Origin of the sequence: Rathayibacter sp. VKM Ac-2879 (assembly GCF_015351245.1) — a bacterium.
Lineage (GTDB): Bacteria > Actinomycetota > Actinomycetes > Actinomycetales > Microbacteriaceae > Rathayibacter.
Map to the genome: position 1 here is coordinate 111,589 of NZ_JADKSO010000004.1, position 18,288 is coordinate 129,876.

Genomic DNA, 18,288 nt, shown 5'->3' on the forward strand with positions numbered 1-18,288 from the left:
CTGGCTGACGTTACGTCGTCACGCGCCGTCCTGGCCGGTTCCGACAACCTGTCGCCGCCTCTCTCTGCCGCCGTTTGTGGCCCGGCCACGGAACGTTTCCGGCCCGGCGCCCGGCGACGTACCGTGCTCACACCGACTCCGCTGCAGGTCCCTCCCGGGCCTGGGCCCGCCGCGGGCGGCCCGCACCGAAGACGGTCGAAGGGACAGGAACACCATGGTCGACACCGCTCCCCACCCCCGTTCCGCCGCCGATGCCGCGGACAGAGCGACGGGACGCCCTCGCGTCCGCCGCTCGCGCAGCGGCGCCATCTCGCCGACGCCTCCCGTGGACTCCCTTGGCAGCGAGGTCGACGCCCGGCTCGACGAGGACGGCTCTCCCGCGGTCGACGTCGCGGCGCTCGGAGAGACGCTCCTCGGGTCCTGGCGCGAGCAGCGTCTCGCCTCGCGGGAGCTGACCGCGCGCGCGGAGCTGCACCGGATCGACGGCCTCCCGATGGCCGAGCACCGTGCTCGCGTCTCGCAGCAGATGCGCACGCTCGCAGCCGAGGGCGGCGTGCACCGCGCATTCCCCCGCGATCTCGGGGGCGACGCGGATCATGGCGGCAACATCGCGGGCTTCGAGGAACTGGTCACCGCCGACCCGTCCTTGCAGATCAAGTCGGGCGTGCAGTGGGGGCTCTTCGGCGCTGCCGTGCTGCACTTGGGTACGCGCCCGCACCACGAGCGGTGGCTGCCGGGGATCATGAGCCTCGAGATCCCGGGTGCCTTCGCGATGACCGAGACCGGACACGGCTCCGACGTCGCCTCGATCGCGACGTCGGCCACGTTCGACCCCGAGACGGGCGACTTCGTGCTGAACACGCCGTTCCGCGCCGCCTGGAAGGACTACCTCGGCAACGCGGCGGTCGATGGTCGCGCCGCCGTGGTCTTCGCACAGCTCATCACGGGCGGCGTCAACCACGGCGTGCACGCCCTCTACGTGCCGATCCGAGACGAGGGCGGGGCGTTCCTCCCCGGGGTCGGAGGCGAGGACGATGGGCTCAAGGGCGGCCTGAACGGCATCGACAACGGCCGGCTGCACTTCGACCACGTGCGCGTGCCTCGCGAGAACCTGCTCAACCGCTATGGCGACGTCGCGGCTGACGGCAGCTACTCCTCCCCGATCGCAAGCCCTGGCCGCCGCTTCTTCACGATGCTCGGCACGCTCGTTCAGGGCCGCGTCTCGCTCGACGGCGCGTCGGTCGCCGCCTCGAAGATCGCGCTCACGGTCGCGATCACCTACGGCGACCAGCGTCGGCAGTTCACCGGAGGCGGCGACCGCGAGGAGGTGCTGCTCGACTACCAGCGCCACCAGCGTCGCCTGCTGCCGCGCCTGGCCACCACGTACGCGGCGGGCTTCGCCCACGAGAAGCTGCTGCATGCCTTCGACGACGTGTTCTCGGGCGCGAACGACACCGAGGAGTCCCGTCAGGATCTGGAGACCCTCGCCGCGGCCTTCAAGGCGCTCTCGACCTGGCATGCCCTCGACACTCTTCAGGAGGCTCGCGAGGCGTGCGGAGGCGCCGGCTTCCTCGCCGAGAACCGCCTCACGCAGCTGCGCGCCGACCTCGACATCTACGTGACCTTCGAAGGCGACAACACGGTGCTGCTGCAGCTCGTCGCCAAGCGGCTGCTCACCGATGTGGGTCGACGCTTCAAGAACGCGCAGCCGGGCGAGCTGGCGCGCTATGCGGCGTCCCAGGTCGCGGAGGCGACGGTCAACCATTCGGGGCTGCGACGTCTCGCGCAGGTGGTCGCCGACCGTGGCTCGACGGCTCGCTCGGTGGGTCAGCTGCGTGAGGAGCAGCGTGAGCTGTTGACCGCGCGGGTCGAGGGGATGGTCGCGGGCGTCGCGACGCGCCTCCGCCCCGCGTCGAAGCTGCCAGCGGATGAGGCGGCGCGCCTGTTCAACGCCCAGCAGAGCGAACTGATCGAGGCGGCGCGGGCGCACGCCGAGCTGCTGCAGTGGGAGGCGTTCACGGAGGCGCTCGCGGAGATCGAGGATGCGGGCACGCGAACCGTGCTCACGTGGCTCCGTGATCTGTTCGGGCTCGAGCTGATCGAGAAGCACCTCGACTGGTATCTGATCCACGGGCGGCTCTCAGCGCAGCGTGCCCTCGCGGTGACCTCGTACATCGACCGGCTGCTCGCGCGCCTCCGCCCGCACGCGGCCGACCTCGTTGCCGCGTTCGGCTACCGTCCCGAGCACCTGCGGGCTGCCATCGCGAGCGGCGCCGAGGCGGCGCGGCAGGAGGAGGCGCACGCCTGGTACGAGTCGGCGCGCGCCGCGGGCACCCTCCCCACCCCCGAGAAGCGGCGCTGACCCCTCCCGCGAGATGCCACTTGTGCGCACGACACGCCGACGGAGGCGCACATAAGTGGCATCTCGCGGAAGGAGGCGGGCCGGGCGAAATCGCGGCCCGTCGCGCTCGCGGTCAGTAGGGTGCCGACTATGCGCACTCTGTACCCCGAGATCGAGCCGTACGACTCCGGAATGCTCGACGTCGGCGACGGCCACCAGCTCTACTGGGAGGTCTCGGGCAATCCCGACGGCAAACCCGTCGTGTTCCTGCATGGCGGACCGGGCGCCGGAACCTCGCCCGTGCACCGGCAGCTCTTCGACCCTGAGAAGTACCGCATCATCCTCTTCGACCAGCGGATGTGCGGCCGTTCCACTCCGCACGCGAGCGAGCCGGAGGCGGACCTCTCCACCACCACCACCTGGTACCTCGTCGCCGACATCGAGAGACTGCGCGAGCACCTCGGCATCGAGCGCTGGCTCGTCCTGGGCGGCTCCTGGGGTTCGGCGCTCGCCCTCGCCTACTGCGAGACGCATCCGCAGCGGGTCACCGAGATCGTCCTCCGCGGCATCTTCACGTTGCGGCGGGCCGAGCTCGAATGGTTCTACGAGGGCGGCGCGGCGGCGGTCTACCCCGACCTGTGGGAGGAGTACACGAGCGTCGTGCCCGCATCGGAGCGGGGCAGCTTCATCGAGGCGTACTACCGTCTTCTGCACGACCCGGACCCCTCGGTGCACGGCCCCGCCGGGGTCGCGTGGACGACGTGGGAGGCGTCGACGATCACGCTCCTGCGCAGGCCGGACCTCATCGAGCAGTGGTCGGACCCGGCGTTCGCGCTCGCCTTCGCGCGGATCGAGAACCACTTCTTCGTGCACCACGGCTGGTTCGAGGAGGGGCAGCTGATCCGAGACTCCGCCGTGCTGCGCGACATTCCCGCGGTGATCGTGCAGGGTCGTTACGACATGTGCACCCCCGCGTTCACCGCGTGGGATCTGCATAGGGCGTGGCCGGAGGCCGACTTCCGGCTGATCCCCGACGCGGGGCACGCCTTCGACGAGCCCGGGATCCTCGACGCGCTGATCGAGGCGACCGACCGCTTCGCCTCCTGAGCGGCCGCTGACCGCGGCCTTCTGTCCGGCCCCCGCACTACCCTGATCAGATGCGCGCTGACGACCCCTCCGGGATGGAGGCCTGGCCCACGGGCCGCCTGCTCTCGACGGCGTCCCGGATGGTCGAGCACGCCTGGTTCGGGGCGCTCGCCGAGATCGGCCTCACGCACGCGGGGCTGATCGTGCTGCATCTGCTGCAGGGCGGCCCCGTCGCCCAGAAAGAGCTGGCCGCCGCCGCCCACGTCGAGGTGCAGACCATGTCGCGCACGATCGAGCGCCTCGAGCGCGAGGGACACGTCGAGCGGCACAGCGACCCCTCCGACCGCCGCCGGCAGCTCGTCTCGTTGACGGCCGCCGGAGGTGAGGCGTGGCAGCGCGCGCATCGCCTCGAGGTCGACATGTTCCCCGGCGCCCTCGACCACGGTCCGCTGCGGGAGGCGCTTCTCGAGATCATCCGCTCGGCCAGCCATTCGCGCTGGGGCTGAACGGACCGGCCGCGCAACCCCCGGCGGAGCTCGGAGGCCGCGCACTAGCGTGACCGGCATGACGTTCAACGACGACTCCCAGCTCAGTGGCGGCAGAGTCCGTCGACGTGGTCGCACCACCGGGGTCGCGGTCGGCGGAGGCGTGGTGGGCATCGTCGTTCTCGCTCTGCTCTCGCAGCTGCTCGGCGTCGACCTGTCGAGCCTTGGTGGCCTCGTCGGAGGCGGCGGCACCTCGCCCGACCAGGTCACCAGCACCGCGGTCGCCTGCGAGAGCGGCGCCGACGCGAATGCCCAGGTCGACTGCCGTCTCGAGGGTGCCGCGGAGTCGCTCGACCGCTACTGGAGTACCGCGACCGCGGCGCTCGGCGCGAGCTACTCGGCTCCCGCGGGCGTCACTCTCTTCACTGAGCAGACGTCGACCGGCTGCGGAGGCGCGACCGCCGCGGTCGGACCGTTCTACTGCCCGCCGGACCGGACGATCTACCTCGACACGGCATTCTTCGACGAGTTGCGTACCCGCTTCGACACCTCCGGAGGCTCGCTCGCGCAGATGTACATCCTGGCCCACGAGTGGGGTCACCACATCCAGACCCTGAGCGGCGCGATGGAGGCGGCCGAGCGGTCGGGGACGGGTCCCGACTCCGACTCTGTGCGTCTCGAGCTGCAGGCCGACTGCTTCGCGGGGGCCTGGGTCGGCGACGCGTCGACGGTGCCCGACGAGACGGGCACGCCCTACCTGCGGCCGGTGTCGGCGGGGGAGTATCAGGACGCACTGAGCGCGGCGGCGGCCGTCGGCGACGACCGCATCCAGCAGCAGGCGACGGGCACGGTCGACCCGGAGGGGTGGACGCACGGGTCGGCGGAGCAGCGTCAGCGCTGGTTCGCGGCCGGTTTCGAGGGCGACGCGACGAGCTGCGACACCTTCGGGGCGTCGCAGCTCTGACGTCGAGGGCGAGTGCCCGGCGCTAGTCGCTGGCCCCGCCCGGCTCCTCCATGAACCACTCCGTGAAGGAGCGTGCCCGCCCGTCCGGAGCGAAGCGGATGACCCACAGGTTCAGGTAGGTGCGGTCGCCGGGGTAGACGGTGCGCGCCTCGACCACGGCGGTCTCACCGCTGAGCGCGACGAGGCCCCAGGCGAAGGTGGGCTCGCCGGGCTCCTCCTCGGCGAGCCACCAGGCGACGATCGCGTCGCGCGGAGTGATCGCGTCGCGGTAGGGCGCGGTGAAGTACTCGGCGTCTTCGGTGAACAGGGCGGCCACGTCGGCGGCGTCGTCGGTCGCCCAGGCCTTCTCGTAGCCGGCGATCCAGCTCTCGATGTCGATCATGCGCCCATCCTCGTCCTGCCCGGCGCGCGCGAGGGCGACGTTCGGCAACGACGGAGCGACCGCAAAGGTTCGTCGCTGCGGCCCGTCGCCAGTCAGAACGCCCCGCGGTACGCCCGCCCGGGATGTGTCGGAGGCAGTTCGTCGCTCCCGAACAGCTTGCGCCGCAGCGTGCCCTCCGTGTACTCGCTCTGCGCGAGGCCGCGCTCCCGCAGCACCGGCATCACCCGGTCGACGAACTCCTCGTAGCTGCCGGGGAGGATCCAGTTGACGACGTTGATCCCCTCGATCCCCGCGTCGCGCCAGTCGGCGAGGTGGTCGGCGATCTGCTCGGGAGTGCCGACCACCCGCCCGCGCAGCTTCGCCGAGAGTCGGGCCAGGTCGCGCACGGTCGGCTCGCGGTCGGGGGAGGCGTCGCGGATCCACTGCAGATGGCTCTGGCCGGCGGACGTCTCGAGCATCGACAGCGGCAGGTCGGGGTCGAGCTTCTCGCCGGTCGTCGGGTCGAAGCCGAGGTTGGAGTGCACGAGGAACGCGTCGGAGGAGAGGTATTCGTCGATCTCGCGCTCGGCTCGGCGCGCCTCCTCCTCGGTGTCGCCCGTGATGAACGAGAGCCCGAGGAAGAACGCGGGCGCCCCCTCCTCCCGCCCGGCCGCGGAGGCGAGGAGCCGCGTGTCGTCGATGAGCGCCCGCGTCGACGCGGGCGAGCCCGAGAACACGAACTGTGCCTCTGCATTGCGCGCCGCGAAGCGTCGGCCCGCGGGCGAGGAGCCGGCCTGGAACAGCACCGGCGTGCGCTGCGGCGACGGAGCGGACAGGTGCGGTCCCTGCACGCGGTAGCGGGTGCCGACGTGATCGATGCGGTGGATGCGTGCGGGGTCGGCGAACCCGCCGTCCTTGTCGCGCAGCAGCGCTCCGTCGTCCCACGATCCCTCCCACAGCTTGTAGACGACGTCGAGGTACTCCTGCGCCCAGGCGTAGCGCTCGTCGTGCTCCTCGAGGCGGTCGTAGCCGAAGTTGCGGGCGGCGCCGTCGAGCGCACTCGTGACGATGTTCCAGCCGATCCGACCCTTCGAGAGGTGGTCGAGGGTCGAGACCTTGCGCGCGAAGTCGAAGGGGTGCGCCTGGAGCACCGAGCTCGTGAAGGCAAAGCCGAGGTGCTCGGTGCTGACCGCGAGTGCCGAGAGCAGCACCATCGGGTCGTTGCTGGGCAGCTGTAGGCCCTCGCGCGCGTTCACCTCCCAGTCGCCGTCCGCGGGACCGTAGAGTCCTGCGACGTCGGCGAAGAACATGGCGTCGAACCGTCCGCGCTCGAGCGTGCGGGCCAGGTCGATCCACAGCTGCACCTCGTCGAACTCGTGCTGGCGCGCCGCGGGGTGCCGCCACAGTCCGTGCTGGATGTGCGAGGCGGTGTTCATCACGAAGGCGCAGTAGCGCAGCGGGCGTGCGTCGGTGCTCATCCGTCCAGGCTAGAAGGTGCCGCTCGCGTGCCGTCTCGCGTGACCGGAGGTGTCGCCCGCCTCCTAGGCTGAGCACCACGGCGCCCACCACCCGCGTCGAGCGCGAGTGTCCGGGGGTCAGGTGCAGATCGAGAGAGTGACTTCGCGCGCCCAGTTCGACGATTTCGCGCTGCTGCCCGGTCGCCTGCATCCGCGGTCGCTGGCCGTGCCGACGCCCGAGCGGGTTCTGCACTCGTGGTGGCGGGGGACGCGCTCGCGCCAGGCGCCGATCGAGCTGCTGTTGGCGCGCGACCGCAACGGTCGCGTGGTCGGTCGCACCACGGTGCACACGGATGTGCGGCTCGATGCGCGTCTCGGTGCGCGCAGCCTCCTCTTCGGCGCGACCGAGTTCGCCGACGACGCTGTGGCGGAAGCGCTGTTCGAGGCGATCGTGGAGCGGTCTCGGGGTCATGAGCAGCTCGTCGGACCCGTCTCGCTGCTGCCGAGCGAGGGCGGCGGAGTCGTCACCAGCGGCTTCGGGCAGCGCGGCTTCCTCGGCTCGGCCTGGAACCCGGCGAGCTACCCGGGGATCTACGAGGCGGCGGGGTTCGAGCGCCTCTGGGAGGGCGATACCTGGAGCGTCGAGACGCTACCCCGGGAGGCGGGAGATCCGCTCGGGCCGGTCGCCGCCTCCGAATGGGCTGCGGCGGGCCTGCGACCTTCGCGGCTCTCACCGGCACGCATCGAGGCGACGCGGGCGGCGATGCTCGACGTGCTGAACCGAGCGGGGGCCTCCTCGCCCTACGCCGTGGAGGTCACCGCGGGCGAGCTCGGGCCGATCGGAGCATCGGCGTTCCTCGACGCCGAGCTGCTGCGCCTGGCGCACGACACCGCGACCGGTCGCGTCGTCGGCTTCGCCCTCGCGCTGCCCGACTGGACCCGGTTCCTCCAGCGCACACGAGGTCGGGTGGGCCTGTTCGATCAGGCGCGCGCGGTGGTGACGCGTGAGCGGTTCCGTCAGGAGGCGGTCCTCGCGGTGCAGTGCACCGACCCGGCCGAGCAGGGTCGCGGAGTCGGCGGGCTGCTGGGCCGTCAACTCCAGGCGCGGTTGGTGCAGCGGGGATATCGCCGCCTCCGGGTGCCGTCGGTACGGCGCGGCGACACGGCCGCCCGGGCGCAGCTCGAGCACTTCGGCGGTGTGCCGCTGCACGGGATCACCTTCTATCGGCGCGCGCTGGGCTGACCGGGGCACTGTCCGGCGGACTCCCATCGAGCCTCGTGGTGCTCGCGCGTAGGGTGTGCGACTGTGAATGCCCGCCCCTCCGACCCCGAAACCCCCGTCGCGCCCGTGCTCACGGAGGCTGTCGCCGAGGCGCTCGACGCCACGACGGTCGCCGAGATCCGTGCGCTGCGCGACGACTTCGCGCGGTTCATGCTCCAGTACAAGTTCGGCATGGACGAGATCGTCACGAAGGTGTCGATCCTGCAGGAGGAGTTCCGCGAGCTCCAGGAGTACAACCCGATCGAGCACGTGACGAGCCGGCTCAAGTCGGCCGACAGCCTGATCGCGAAGATCGAGCGCAAGGGCTGCGACACCAGCTTCGAGGGCATCGCCGAGGCGATCACCGACATCGCGGGCGTGCGCATCACGTGCAGTTTCGTCTCGGACGTCTACCGGGTGTTCGAGCTGCTGACCTCGCAGTCCGACGTGACGGTGATCGAGGTGAAGGACTACATCGCCGAGCCGAAGGAGAACGGCTACAAGAGCCTGCACGCGATCGTCGAGATTCCGGTGTTCCTCTCGGGAGGCTCGGTCGACGTGCGCGTCGAGGTGCAGTTCCGCACCATCGCGATGGACTTCTGGGCGAGTCTGGAGCACAAGATCTACTACAAGTACGACCGGCAGGTGCCGCAGGAGCTGCTCGACGGGCTCGCCGACGCCGCCCGCACCGCCGCCGCGCTCGACTCCGACATGGAACGGCTGCACCGCCAGGTGCGCGGGCAGGACACTGCCCGCACCGCCGAGGCCTGAGCGCTCGGTCAGCCCGCCAGCGCCACCAGGCCCAGGAGCAGCACCGCGGAGGCGTTGATCGTCGCGTGGGAGACGATCGCCGCCCCGAGGCGCCCGGTCGCGGTCGCGATCCAGCCGTGCGCGAGTCCGGCGACGACCGTGGTCACGCCGAGAGTGATGACCGTGGCCGGGTTCACCATCTGGTGTCCGTGCAGCAGGGCGAACACCGCGGTCGACGCGAGGATGCTGACGACGACCGCCGCCACGCGACGGGCGTGGCTCGGCGGTGTCGCGTCGCGCAGCATCCGGTTGCGGACCGCGCGCATGACGACGCCGCGGCAGAGGATCTCCTCGACCACCGGTGCGACCAGCACCGGGATCGCGACCGAGCTGAGCACGAACCACAGCGGATCGGGGTCGAGCGTGAGATTGCCCTGTGCGCCTCCGAGGAAGGGCGAGAAGGCGGTGAGGACGGCGAAGATCACCACGCGGACTCCGAGGCCGAGGGCCAGCCCGAGGGGGAGGTCGATCCAGCGGAACCGAAGGCCGAAGTCGGCGGCCAGGGATCTGAGGCCGCGCAGTCGCGACGCGGCGACGGGCGCCACGAGCGCGACGAGGTAGCTCGCGAGCGCCCCGGCGAACACGATCGGCGGCGAGAAGGGGAGGAGTCCCGTGCTCAGAAGCAGGATCAGCATCGCGAGCGGCAGCACGATCCCCAGGAGTGCCAGCGCGGCGGTCGGCAGGCCCCACCTGATGCGCGGGTCGGGCCGGTAGAGGAGGGAGGAGTAGGGCGCGGGCTGCCCCTCGACGGGCGAGCCTGTCGGTGGCGGCCAGGCGGCGGGGTCGTGCGCCGCGGAGTCGGGCGCGATCGACGCGGGATCGGGCGGCGGGAAGGCGGCATGCATGGCCGGCCCAGCCTACGCATCCGACCCGGGCGTGGTGGGGGAAGAGGCGGGGCACCCTCGGGTGTCGTGGACACGCCGGGCTCTGCCACGGCACAGAAAAGGCCCCGATCCCAGTAGAAGCCTGAGAAAGGGGCCAGTGGCTCCGACGGGCGTCGATCCCGTGACCTCACGATTTTCAGTCGTATGCGCCGGGTCCGTGGGTGCTCACGAGTGTTCGTTTGCCGCGTGATTCTGGGGAAGTTGTGCTCGTTGGTCGTGGCTGGTTCTCGGTGGTTTCAGCCGGGTTCCCGGCCCGGGATCGGCCCGGAACCCTGTGCCGATGAGGTGCGATGCTGGACGGGTGAGTTGGGAGCACCTCCAGTCGACATCTCTGTACGACCTTCGGTGACGCAGCCGGCTGAGTTCCCGGCGCGCGTTACAGCGCTCGTGGGTTCTGGGTCTACGACTAGCTAGTCTCGTCCCAAGGGCACAGGGGCCCGGGCTGCTCAGGGGCGGCCGCAGATTGCTTGATACGGGGGCATATTGGACGAGTTGGCTGCGCCCGACGTGCTCTTTCAACGATTTCTTGATGACAGTAAGACCTTCGCTGGCGCCCGCGAGCGTTTTCAGATGCTGGTTACCGACCTCGTCGCGGTTCAGGTACCCGCGGCGTCTGAAGTCGCTGCGCCGTCCGGGAGCGACTGGGGGATCGACACCTATGTGGGCGCGCTCAACGGACAGATGGTCGTCTGGCAGTCGAAGTTCTTTCTCGGTTGGGGTGAAACGCAGCGAGGGCAAATTCGAGCTTCCTTCAACGAAGTAATGAAGAAGGCGGCAGAAAACTCATTCACCGTCGCGGCATGGACCCTCTGCGTCCCCTCGGTGTTACCGCCCGACCAACAGAAGTGGTTCGACACGTGGGCGGCAGGAAAGCGCCGCAAACACGAGGGAATTGTCATCGAGCTCAAGAACGGTGGGCGCCTGCGGCGGGAACTTATGCGACCCGACGCGTCCTGGGTTCGCGAACAGTACTTCCCCAAGATCATCACGCCGGGGGATCCCATCGAGGTGAAGGTCGCGAGTGACCTGAGTGCACTGGAAGGAGCGCTGTTCGTCCGCCAGCTCAACCTCGCTGGCCATCTCGAAACCGACGCGGCGAAGGGGTATTTCTTCGCGGCGGAGGCGATGGTTAGAGACGTGGCTGCGCGCGCTGTTCCCGGTGAGGTGAGCGCGCTGAACGAGATCGAACTTGACATTCACGGTGAGTGGGAGTCAGCATTCAATCTCGCCAGCACATCAGCCAATGAAGGTGGGCAGATGGCTGGGTTGGTCGATGCAGTTGTAGGAGCTGCCGGTGCCCTGCCGCCAACAGGGAAACTCGCGCTTCGCCCGGCCCACAGGCGTGGCATAGCGCACCGATTGGTAGAGCATGTTCGCGCCGGCTGGGTGCTGCATTGGCGGCAAGTCGCGAAAGACCACGCTGGACCCTCTGGCCCCGAGATTGTCGCGGAGGTGATTCGGCGTGGAGAGTCTTGAAGTTCCGCTGATACCTACTCATGATTTAGACGGTCAAGTGTCGTTCCGCGCCGCCCAGCTGCTCTTGGGCTTTTCGGTTGCCTCACAGCTGTCTGTTCAAATGCACACGACCGATCGGGTGGCTACCTACGACTTTTTCACCGCGAATCCGTTCGCAGTCCTATCCGGAGACGATGTCGGCGACCAGCGCGATGCTTTGAGGCTCGAGCTCGTTGGTTATACGCGTGGCCAACTCTCCTACGCATCGCTAGGGCATCGTTTTGTTAGCCGTCGCGAGCGAATCCGAGCAGATCTGGCCTTCTTGGTGGCCCGCAGACTCATTGCCATCGGCGAGGAAGCGTTCGTGATTACCGACGCTGGCGAAGGCGTCGCTCAGCAGCTTCAAACGGCCTACGCGGATGCATATCGGTTGGCGGCGGAGATTGTCCTTGTCCGTCTAAACAAGCTGTCAGACCGAGCACTGCGTGAAGCCAGCGCACGTTGGGCGGGGACCCATTGGCTGATGCTCGATCTGTTCGAGGACGTTGTCCGTCCCGAAATTGGAGATTCATGATTGACGAGAGTCTCACCGGTCTGCGAATCCGCCGACTGCGGCTGTTCGGGACCATCTCGAACCCTCGAACCTATGAGGTCAGCTTCCTGGCGGACGACACTGTTCGCCCGATCGGGATCGTTGCTGGAGCATCTCAGACCGGCAAGACGAGTGTCGTCGAGTACGTCGCGTATCTCTTGGGAGGAGACGACTTCCCGGACCACGAAGAGATGCGGGACAACGTCACCAGCGCGGTTCTCGAGGTTTCCCTCAACGGCGAGATATACGCGATTCAGAGAACGACAGTAGGCTCACCGTCCAAGTTTGCGTCGGTATGGAACGCGCCGATCGAACTGATCGGTGACGCGCTTGAAGAGCGGTACCAGCTCGACAAGCCCGGTGCAGAAGACTCGCTCTCATACTTTCTCATGGATGCTCTTGGACTAGCCGGCGCTCGACTCAACACAAGCGCCGGCAATCCGAACGCAGATTCCCATGCGTTCAGCTTCAAAGATCTATCGCGGCTGATCTTCTATAAAAACTCGCGATTGGATAGTCAAAACCTCCTGGTAGAGAACGGGAATCTCGTTGTCGCTTACAAGCTCCAGCAAACCATCGACTTCGCTTTTCAGGTCTCGGATGAAGAGCTCGGACTGGCTACCCAGCGTCTTCGACGAGCGGAGGACGCGCTGCGGGAGGCCGAGTCGACTGTCCGAGCGCTGACCGCGGTCGTTGATAAGGAATATCCCCTTGGCCCCACCGGGGCGTCGATCGTGTTGGGAGATGCCTTGACCGTGCGGGAGGCCCTCAAGGCCGAGGTCGGTCGGACCGACCGGATCGAGTCAGCTGCTCAGAATGGCTTGTCAGATCTTCGCAATCGTCTCACTCGTCAACAGAAGAGCGAGTCCGAGGCCTGGGAACGAGTTCGCTCGAGGGAGAGCCTCATCGACCGCCTACGCGCGCTTGCGCTGCAGTACGCGGACGACAAGCGAAAACTGACATTCCTCACTGAGGCAGAGAAGGTGTTCGACCCTTTGCGGATAGAGGTTTGCCCAGCTTGTCTGGCCAAGCTAGAACGCGATGTGAGCCTCAATCATGGGCACTGTTCCCTATGTGGGTCCGAGGATCAATCCGTCGTCGCGTTGGGGTCCGTGCTGTCGAGAAGAGAGCTGCGTTCGACTACCCAGCGACTCGACGAATTGACTGAGTACCTTGGTCGGCTCGAGTCGGAGTTGAGGGTGTTCGAATCGCAGGCGATATCGGAGCAGGCGGCGGTTCAGGAGATTGCCTCCGAGCTCAACCGAGCAGCCGAACTCCCGGCCCCGTTCTTGGCGGCGCGTGATCAACTCATGCGTGATCTCAACGCAGCGGAATCTGAGGTTGCTCGTGCTGAGGTTGGAGTTCGTTTTTGGGGTCGAGTCGAAGAGGCAGAAAGGCAGCGGGATGCGCGGCAGGGTACTGTCACGCGTCTCCGACGTGAGCAGAGAGAACTCAGCACGAGGCCTGATCGCGCTGAAGTGAAGAAAGCGCTTTCGGAGCGCTTCTCCAACATTCTCACTGACTTTGGCTACCCCAAGCTCAAGGGGGAAGCGTGGCTCGACGACAAGCTGATACCGTATGTCCGCGGCGCGGTTTACACGAAAGCCAGTAGCGGTGGGCTTGTGCTGATCAGTCTTGCCTGGGCCATGGCCCTCTGGGAGATCAGTTGGGAAAGGCGGGCCCTGCTCCCAGGACTCTTGGTTGTCGATAGCCCGCAAAAGAACCTCGGACACCGAGCGGGTCCTGAAGACGCTGATTTCGCTGACGCCAAGCTCGTAGACAACGTCTACGCACACGTGGCGTCGTGGCTTTCTGGCGCCGGAAGCGGAGCTCAGGCCGTCTTCGTGGACAATTCCCCGCCTCCCGAGCTAGCCAACAGCATTGTCGTGCGATTCTCGGGGGATCGTGCCGTTCCGCCGTTTGGGTTGATCGACGACGCGATTGAGTGACGCGAGGCCGCCTCGTTGGTGAGGGGCGGCGCGCTAGGAGCGTCCGGACCGCAGCGTGGCGAGGACCGGACGCACCGCATTGCGCCGGCCACGCGCCGCCGCCGGCCGGAGGCCGGCCTTGAACGAGTAGGGAAAGTTCTCACAGCTCGTCGCGCCGGGGCCATATCCTGTCTAGATGAGTAAGTTTCCGATCGATGAGCTTCGGCGGCTCAAGGGCGCGATCATTCCTGCTTACCGGCAGATCGCAGACGAGTTGCGCAGAGTCATCACGGTCCGCCAGCTCGAGGTTGGAACCAAGCTTCCTTCTGAGGCTCAGCTCGTTGCTCGGTTTGGCGTGGCGAGGATGACGGCCAGAGAGGCGCTACGCGTCTTGAAAGCCGAAGGCGTTGTCCGGTCAGAGCAGGGGAGGGGGGTCTTCGTTGAGGGAGGCCCAACTCCTAAGCCCGTGCAGATGGCGCAGACCGCCTCATCCAACGAAGGGGAGTGGCGGGAGCATATCTACGGCGTTCTCGTCGAGGGCGGCGGCAAAGTCGACGTCGTCGATGATCCCTGGGCCGTCGCCGCTCTCCGCAACCAATCAGGGGTGATTTCGGCTATCGGTGTCACCATTCGCCCCTTCCCGTTGCTAAGGGAGGAGAGCACCTTGTACGTGCCCGGCCCCGCCCAAGGCGCGCATGCGCGCGCTGCCGGCGCTGTCGCGCGTGCCAAGCAGTGGGTAGTGTCCGTCCGTTCTCGCCGCGACGGGGAGCCCATGGATCTGCTCGTGACCCGGATCGGACTGGATGCGGATGACCGCCCATTGATCGCCAGCAAGGGATTTCGGGCTGGGTCGTGGCCTGTGACCTCAATGGAGACTATTGAGGCTTGACGGCCTGTCTAGACAAGTGTCAGGATGGAGGGCGTTCGTCGACCCCGACGGACACGGGACAACATGTCTAGATGACTAGGTAGGAAAAGTTCATGGTGCTTCGGTCAGCGATTCCGGTCAACTTCGAGGCGTTCTTCCCGCGCGGCGCATTCGTGGTCGGCGAGGTCGAACGAGTCATGAAGTGGAACGACGACGGCACGCTCGGCGGTCAGGACGCTGACGAGTAACTCAAGACGGCACAGAAAAGGCCCCGATCCCAGTAGAAGCCTGAGAAAGGGGCCAGTGGCTCCGACGGGCGTCGATCCCGTGACCTCACGATTTTCAGTCGTGCGCTCTACCAACTGAGCTACAGAGCCGTGCGACGAGACGTCGCGTGAGACGATGCTCGTCTCGTGAAGAAGGCCCTTCCTCTCGGAAGGGCCCCTCTGCGACCCTGACGGGACTTGAACCCGCGACCTCCGCCGTGACAGGGCGGCACGCTAACCAACTGCGCTACAGGGCCTCGTTGCGAAGAACAGCATACTGCCTTCGAGGCTATTCGATTGTTCCGTCCCGGTCGTCTCCGCCCGGTCCGTTTCGGTCGTCTCGTCCGTGACCCCAACGGGATTCGAACCCGTGCTACCGCCGTGAAAGGGCGGCGTCCTAGGCCACTAAACGATGGGGCCGGGAGCTCGCGGGGCGACCTGCGGCCGACCCCTCATGACTACCGACACGCAAGCATAGGGACACGGTCGCGGATATGCAAAACCGACGCGTCCGCGGGCCGGGTCACCCCTCCGGGTGGCACCCGCCTCTAGGCGAACGGGGGGTGCTTGGCTAGTCTGGGTCAGAATCGCTCTTCCTCTGTGCAACGGTCCTGCCGCGCGCCGTCGGGAGAGGGCCCGCCTATCACTCCGAGGTCCCATGCTGCTCTCCCCGCGACGTCCGCGTCCCGCCCGGTCCTCCGGCGCGCCACGGCTCGCGCGTCTGCGGAGTGCCGCCCTGGGCTCGGCCGTCGTCGCGCTCCTCGCGGGCCTGCTTGTCGCCTCCCCGGCCCACGCCGTCGACTATCCGTCGTGGGACGACGTCGAGGCGGCCAAGGGCAACACCGCTGCGGCCGCCGATCAGGTCGAGAAGATCACCTCCCTCGTCCAGAACCTGCAGAGCGAGGTCGCCGCCGCGCAGCAGCTCGCCCAGCAACGCGGAGCCGAGTACTTCGCGGCACAACAGGCCTTCGACGAGGCGTCCGATCGCGCGACCGAGCTGGGGACGGAGGCAAGCGGCAGCGCCGCCAAGGCCGATGCCGCCTCGCAGCAGGCGGGCCTGCTCGCCGCTCAGCTCTACCGCAGCACGGGAACCGACCTGTCGGTCAACATCTTCCTCGACGGCGCCGACGGCAAGGCCGATCAGCTGCTCTCGCGGATCGGCAGCATGAGCAAGCTCGTGGAGCGCTCGAACGCGATCTACGAGCAGGCGAGCACGGCGCGCAACACGGCCGCCTCGCTCGCCGAGCAGGCCACGGTCGCGCAGGGCGAGCGGGAGCGACTCCGGGTCGACGCCCAGGCGAAGCTTGCCGAGGCGAGCTCGGCGCAGCAGGCATCGGAGTCGGCTCTCGCCGAACAGCAGGCGCAGAGCGTCGTCCTCGAGCAGCAGCTCGCCGCGCTCCGTGACACCGAGTCGAAGACGGTCACCGAGTACCAGGCCGGCGTGGCCGCCCGCGAGGCCGAGCGGCAGCGCAAGCTCGCCGAGGAGGCGGCAGCCCGCGCCGCCGCCGCCCAGGCCGAGCGCGAGCGTCAGGCCGCCGCAGCGACCGCGCGTCCGAGCTCGGGAGGCGGCTCCAGCGCGCCGTCGGGTGGAGGAGGCTCCACCGCCGTCAGCGACTCCGGCTGGGTCCGCCCGGCCGCCGGACGCATCACCGGGACCTTCGGACCGCGCGACAGCATCTCGACCGGCGGCGGCTCGACCAACTCCTACCACCGCGGCACCGACCTCGCGGGCGGCTGCGGGATCCCGATCTTCGCCGCGCACAGCGGAACGGTCGTCTATGCCGGACCCAACGGCACCTACGGCAACTGGGTGCTCATCGACCACGGCCAGGGCATCAGCACCGGCTACGCGCACATCGTCGCCGGAGGCATCTACGTGAGCGTGGGCGAGCAGGTCGAGGCGGGCCAGCAGATCGCCGCCGTCGGCACCACGGGGGCGTCCACCGGCTGCCACCTCCACTTCGAGACCCGGGTCAACGGCGCCGCCGTCGACGCCCAACCGTTCATGGCCGCACGAGGAGTGACTCTTGGTTGACCCGCAGAAGACCGCCCAGAGCTTCACCCCCGCCCCTCGCGAGCGCGCCTGGAAGGGCCGCCTCCCCCTCGCGGTCTCGGCCGCCTTCGCGGTGACGGCGGTGACCGCCTCTCTCGGCATCGCCCCCGCCTCCGCCGACGACCCCCGGTACCCGTCGTGGGACGACGTGCAGAACGCCAAGAACAACGAGGCGACCAAGCAGGCAGAGATCGACTCGATCGCGAGCCTGATCGCGGGACTCCAGACGGCCGTCGACGACGCGAGCATCACCGCCATGAAGAAGGCCGAGGCGTGGCGCCAGGCCAAGGAGGCGCTCGACACGGCCGCGCAGCAGCTCGCCGACCTCGAGGCGCAGGCGGGCGCCGCCTCGGCGAAGGCGCAGACCTCGAAGATGCGCGCGGGGCTGCTCGCGGCCCACCTCTCGCGAGCCGCGGGAAGCGATCTCTCGATGAACCTCGTCGCCCAGGGCCAGGACGCGGGCGACCTGCTCTACCAGCTCGGCGCGATGTCACAGCTCTCCGAGCAGTCGCAGCGGGTGTACTCCGAGGCGCTGGCCGACAAGCAGAACGCCGAATCGCTCGGCCACCAGGCCGACATCGCGGTCGTCGAGCACCAGAAGCTCTCGGACGCGGCGGATGCCGCCCGAGCCGACGCCGACGCCGCGGCCGCCTCTGCGCAGTCCGCGCTCTCGGCGCAGGAGACGAAGTCGACCGAGCTCATCGCCCAGCTCGCCCTGCTCAAGGACTCGACGGTCGAGGTCGAGACCGCCTACCTCGAGGGCGAGCAGAAGCGGCAAGCCGCCGAGGCCGCCGCGGCCGCCGCCGCGGAGGCGGAACGTCAGCACGTCGCAGCTGCTGCTGCCGCCGCCGCGCAGGCCGAGGCGGCCTCCCGGCCGGCCCAGTCGTCGTCGCAGCCGGCGCCCGCCGCGCCTCCGCAGGCGGTGCAGCCGCCCTCGGAGTCGGCACCGTCGCAGCCGGCGCCGTCTCAGCCGTCGCCGTCGCAGCCCGTGACGTCCCAGCCCGACCCGGATCCCCAGCCGCAGGGCAACGCCGTCGAGACCGCGATCTCGTACGCGATGGCGCAGCTCGGCGAGGAGTACGTTCTCGGCGGCATGGGACCGGACCAGTGGGACTGCTCGGGATTGACCAAGGCGTCCTACGCCTCCGCCGGGATCTACATCGGCACGCACTCCGCCACGAACCAGTACAACCAGATGGCCGCCGAGGGCAAGCTGGTCCCGTACAGCCAGCGCCAGCGCGGCGACCTCATCTTCTGGGGAGGCGGCGGCGACTACTACCACGTGGCGATCTACCTCGGGAACGGCCAGATCGTGGAGGCTGCCGACTACGGCAAGCCCGTGCGTGTGTGGAACGTCTGGGGCTCGCCGACCGGCATGGTCGGACGCCCGAGCGCCTGAAGCCCCGTCCGCCTGAAGCCCCGAGCGCACAGAACCCGCCCACCGAGGACGACTCGGTCGGGCGGGTTCTGTCGTGAG

16 protein-coding genes and 3 tRNA genes are annotated in these 18,288 nt (G+C 68.5%); 13 read left to right on the plus strand and 6 right to left on the minus strand.

The window, feature by feature from the left end:
* Window positions 1-214: 214 nt before the first annotated feature.
* The 4 genes from ITJ45_RS11350 to ITJ45_RS11365 all read left to right on the plus strand — a co-directional run bounded on the left by ITJ45_RS11350 (window position 215) and on the right by ITJ45_RS11365 (window position 4,876).
* Complete coding sequence (locus ITJ45_RS11350) at window positions 215-2,362, plus strand: acyl-CoA dehydrogenase (RefSeq protein ID WP_194610276.1); 2,148 nt, start codon at window positions 215-217, stop codon at window positions 2,360-2,362.
* Window positions 2,363-2,491: 129 nt separating this feature from the next.
* The gene (pip, locus tag ITJ45_RS11355) at window positions 2,492-3,448 is read left to right on the plus strand and encodes a prolyl aminopeptidase (RefSeq protein WP_194610274.1); all 957 of its coding nucleotides are present in this window, start codon (window positions 2,492-2,494) and stop codon (window positions 3,446-3,448) included.
* Between the two features lie 50 nt (window positions 3,449-3,498).
* Window positions 3,499-3,933, plus strand: coding sequence for a MarR family winged helix-turn-helix transcriptional regulator (locus ITJ45_RS11360; protein ID WP_194610271.1), 435 nt, complete (start codon window positions 3,499-3,501; stop codon window positions 3,931-3,933).
* Window positions 3,934-3,991: 58 nt separating this feature from the next.
* Window positions 3,992-4,876: a neutral zinc metallopeptidase gene (locus ITJ45_RS11365; RefSeq protein ID WP_194610269.1), complete on the plus strand. Its 885-nt coding sequence runs from the start codon at window positions 3,992-3,994 to the stop codon at window positions 4,874-4,876.
* Window positions 4,877-4,898: 22 nt separating this feature from the next.
* Here the strand turns inward: ITJ45_RS11365 and ITJ45_RS11370 are convergent, their stop codons facing one another.
* Complete coding sequence (locus tag ITJ45_RS11370; RefSeq protein WP_194610268.1) at window positions 4,899-5,258, minus strand: nuclear transport factor 2 family protein; 360 nt, start codon at window positions 5,256-5,258, stop codon at window positions 4,899-4,901.
* A gap of 92 nt (window positions 5,259-5,350) precedes the next feature.
* A complete protein-coding gene (locus tag ITJ45_RS11375) occupies window positions 5,351-6,715 on the minus strand; it encodes an LLM class flavin-dependent oxidoreductase (RefSeq protein ID WP_194610266.1) in 1,365 nt (454 codons plus the stop codon).
* Window positions 6,716-6,851: 136 nt separating this feature from the next.
* Between ITJ45_RS11375 and ITJ45_RS11380 the strand changes: the two genes are divergently transcribed.
* Together ITJ45_RS11380 and ITJ45_RS11385 are read left to right on the plus strand one after the other, a co-directional pair.
* Window positions 6,852-7,937, plus strand: a complete 1,086-nt coding sequence (locus tag ITJ45_RS11380) for a hypothetical protein (RefSeq protein ID WP_323743013.1) — start codon at window positions 6,852-6,854, stop codon at window positions 7,935-7,937.
* 63 nt (window positions 7,938-8,000) lie between these two features.
* Window positions 8,001-8,726, plus strand: coding sequence for a GTP pyrophosphokinase (locus tag ITJ45_RS11385; RefSeq protein ID WP_416365296.1), 726 nt, complete (start codon window positions 8,001-8,003; stop codon window positions 8,724-8,726).
* A gap of 8 nt (window positions 8,727-8,734) precedes the next feature.
* Here ITJ45_RS11385 and ITJ45_RS11390 read toward each other — a convergent pair whose 3' ends face one another.
* Window positions 8,735-9,610, minus strand: a complete 876-nt coding sequence (locus ITJ45_RS11390; protein WP_194610261.1) for a CPBP family intramembrane glutamic endopeptidase — start codon at window positions 9,608-9,610, stop codon at window positions 8,735-8,737.
* A 531-nt stretch (window positions 9,611-10,141) separates the two neighbouring features.
* Between ITJ45_RS11390 and ITJ45_RS11395 the strand changes: the two genes are divergently transcribed.
* The 5 genes from ITJ45_RS11395 to ITJ45_RS14210 all read left to right on the plus strand — a co-directional run bounded on the left by ITJ45_RS11395 (window position 10,142) and on the right by ITJ45_RS14210 (window position 14,740).
* Window positions 10,142-11,125, plus strand: coding sequence for a hypothetical protein (locus tag ITJ45_RS11395; RefSeq protein WP_194610259.1), 984 nt, complete (start codon window positions 10,142-10,144; stop codon window positions 11,123-11,125).
* Window positions 11,112-11,678: an ABC-three component system middle component 2 gene (locus ITJ45_RS11400; protein WP_194610257.1), complete on the plus strand. Its 567-nt coding sequence runs from the start codon at window positions 11,112-11,114 to the stop codon at window positions 11,676-11,678. Before ITJ45_RS11395 ends, ITJ45_RS11400 begins: the two co-directional genes overlap by 14 nt.
* Entirely contained in the window at window positions 11,675-13,645 is a 1,971-nt protein-coding gene (locus tag ITJ45_RS11405) for a hypothetical protein (RefSeq protein ID WP_194610255.1), read from the plus strand. Before ITJ45_RS11400 ends, ITJ45_RS11405 begins: the two co-directional genes overlap by 4 nt.
* Before the next feature lie 175 nt (window positions 13,646-13,820).
* A complete protein-coding gene (locus tag ITJ45_RS11410; protein ID WP_194610253.1) occupies window positions 13,821-14,513 on the plus strand; it encodes a GntR family transcriptional regulator in 693 nt (230 codons plus the stop codon).
* A 92-nt stretch (window positions 14,514-14,605) separates the two neighbouring features.
* Window positions 14,606-14,740, plus strand: a complete 135-nt coding sequence (locus ITJ45_RS14210; protein ID WP_267238163.1) for a hypothetical protein — start codon at window positions 14,606-14,608, stop codon at window positions 14,738-14,740.
* A gap of 56 nt (window positions 14,741-14,796) precedes the next feature.
* Here the strand turns inward: ITJ45_RS14210 and ITJ45_RS11415 are convergent.
* The 3 genes from ITJ45_RS11415 to ITJ45_RS11425 all read right to left on the minus strand — a co-directional run bounded on the left by ITJ45_RS11415 (window position 14,797) and on the right by ITJ45_RS11425 (window position 15,178).
* Window positions 14,797-14,869 (minus strand) — tRNA-Phe (locus ITJ45_RS11415).
* Between the two features lie 72 nt (window positions 14,870-14,941).
* Window positions 14,942-15,015 (minus strand) — tRNA-Asp (locus tag ITJ45_RS11420).
* 90 nt (window positions 15,016-15,105) lie between these two features.
* Window positions 15,106-15,178, minus strand: a tRNA-Glu gene (locus ITJ45_RS11425).
* Between the two features lie 238 nt (window positions 15,179-15,416).
* Here ITJ45_RS11425 and ITJ45_RS11430 point away from each other — a divergent pair.
* Together ITJ45_RS11430 and ITJ45_RS11435 are read left to right on the plus strand one after the other, a co-directional pair.
* Window positions 15,417-16,793, plus strand: coding sequence for a M23 family metallopeptidase (locus ITJ45_RS11430; RefSeq protein ID WP_194610251.1), 1,377 nt, complete (start codon window positions 15,417-15,419; stop codon window positions 16,791-16,793).
* Window positions 16,786-18,210: an NlpC/P60 family protein gene (locus tag ITJ45_RS11435; protein ID WP_228493882.1), complete on the plus strand. Its 1,425-nt coding sequence runs from the start codon at window positions 16,786-16,788 to the stop codon at window positions 18,208-18,210. Before ITJ45_RS11430 ends, ITJ45_RS11435 begins: the two co-directional genes overlap by 8 nt.
* Window positions 18,211-18,288: the final 78 nt, after the last annotated feature.

Coding starts and splice junctions, on each gene's coding strand:
- ITJ45_RS11350 (WP_194610276.1), top strand. CDS start 215: ATGGTCGACACCGCTCCCCACCCCCGTTCCGCCGCCGATGCCGCGGAC.
- pip (WP_194610274.1), top strand. CDS start 2,492: ATGCGCACTCTGTACCCCGAGATCGAGCCGTACGACTCCGGAATGCTC.
- ITJ45_RS11360 (WP_194610271.1), top strand. CDS start 3,499: ATGCGCGCTGACGACCCCTCCGGGATGGAGGCCTGGCCCACGGGCCGC.
- ITJ45_RS11365 (WP_194610269.1), top strand. CDS start 3,992: ATGACGTTCAACGACGACTCCCAGCTCAGTGGCGGCAGAGTCCGTCGA.
- ITJ45_RS11370 (WP_194610268.1), bottom strand. CDS start 5,258: ATGATCGACATCGAGAGCTGGATCGCCGGCTACGAGAAGGCCTGGGCG.
- ITJ45_RS11375 (WP_194610266.1), bottom strand. CDS start 6,715: ATGAGCACCGACGCACGCCCGCTGCGCTACTGCGCCTTCGTGATGAAC.
- ITJ45_RS11390 (WP_194610261.1), bottom strand. CDS start 9,610: ATGCATGCCGCCTTCCCGCCGCCCGATCCCGCGTCGATCGCGCCCGAC.
- ITJ45_RS11405 (WP_194610255.1), top strand. CDS start 11,675: ATGATTGACGAGAGTCTCACCGGTCTGCGAATCCGCCGACTGCGGCTG.
- ITJ45_RS11410 (WP_194610253.1), top strand. CDS start 13,821: ATGAGTAAGTTTCCGATCGATGAGCTTCGGCGGCTCAAGGGCGCGATC.
- ITJ45_RS14210 (WP_267238163.1), top strand. CDS start 14,606: ATGGTGCTTCGGTCAGCGATTCCGGTCAACTTCGAGGCGTTCTTCCCG.
- ITJ45_RS11430 (WP_194610251.1), top strand. CDS start 15,417: ATGCTGCTCTCCCCGCGACGTCCGCGTCCCGCCCGGTCCTCCGGCGCG.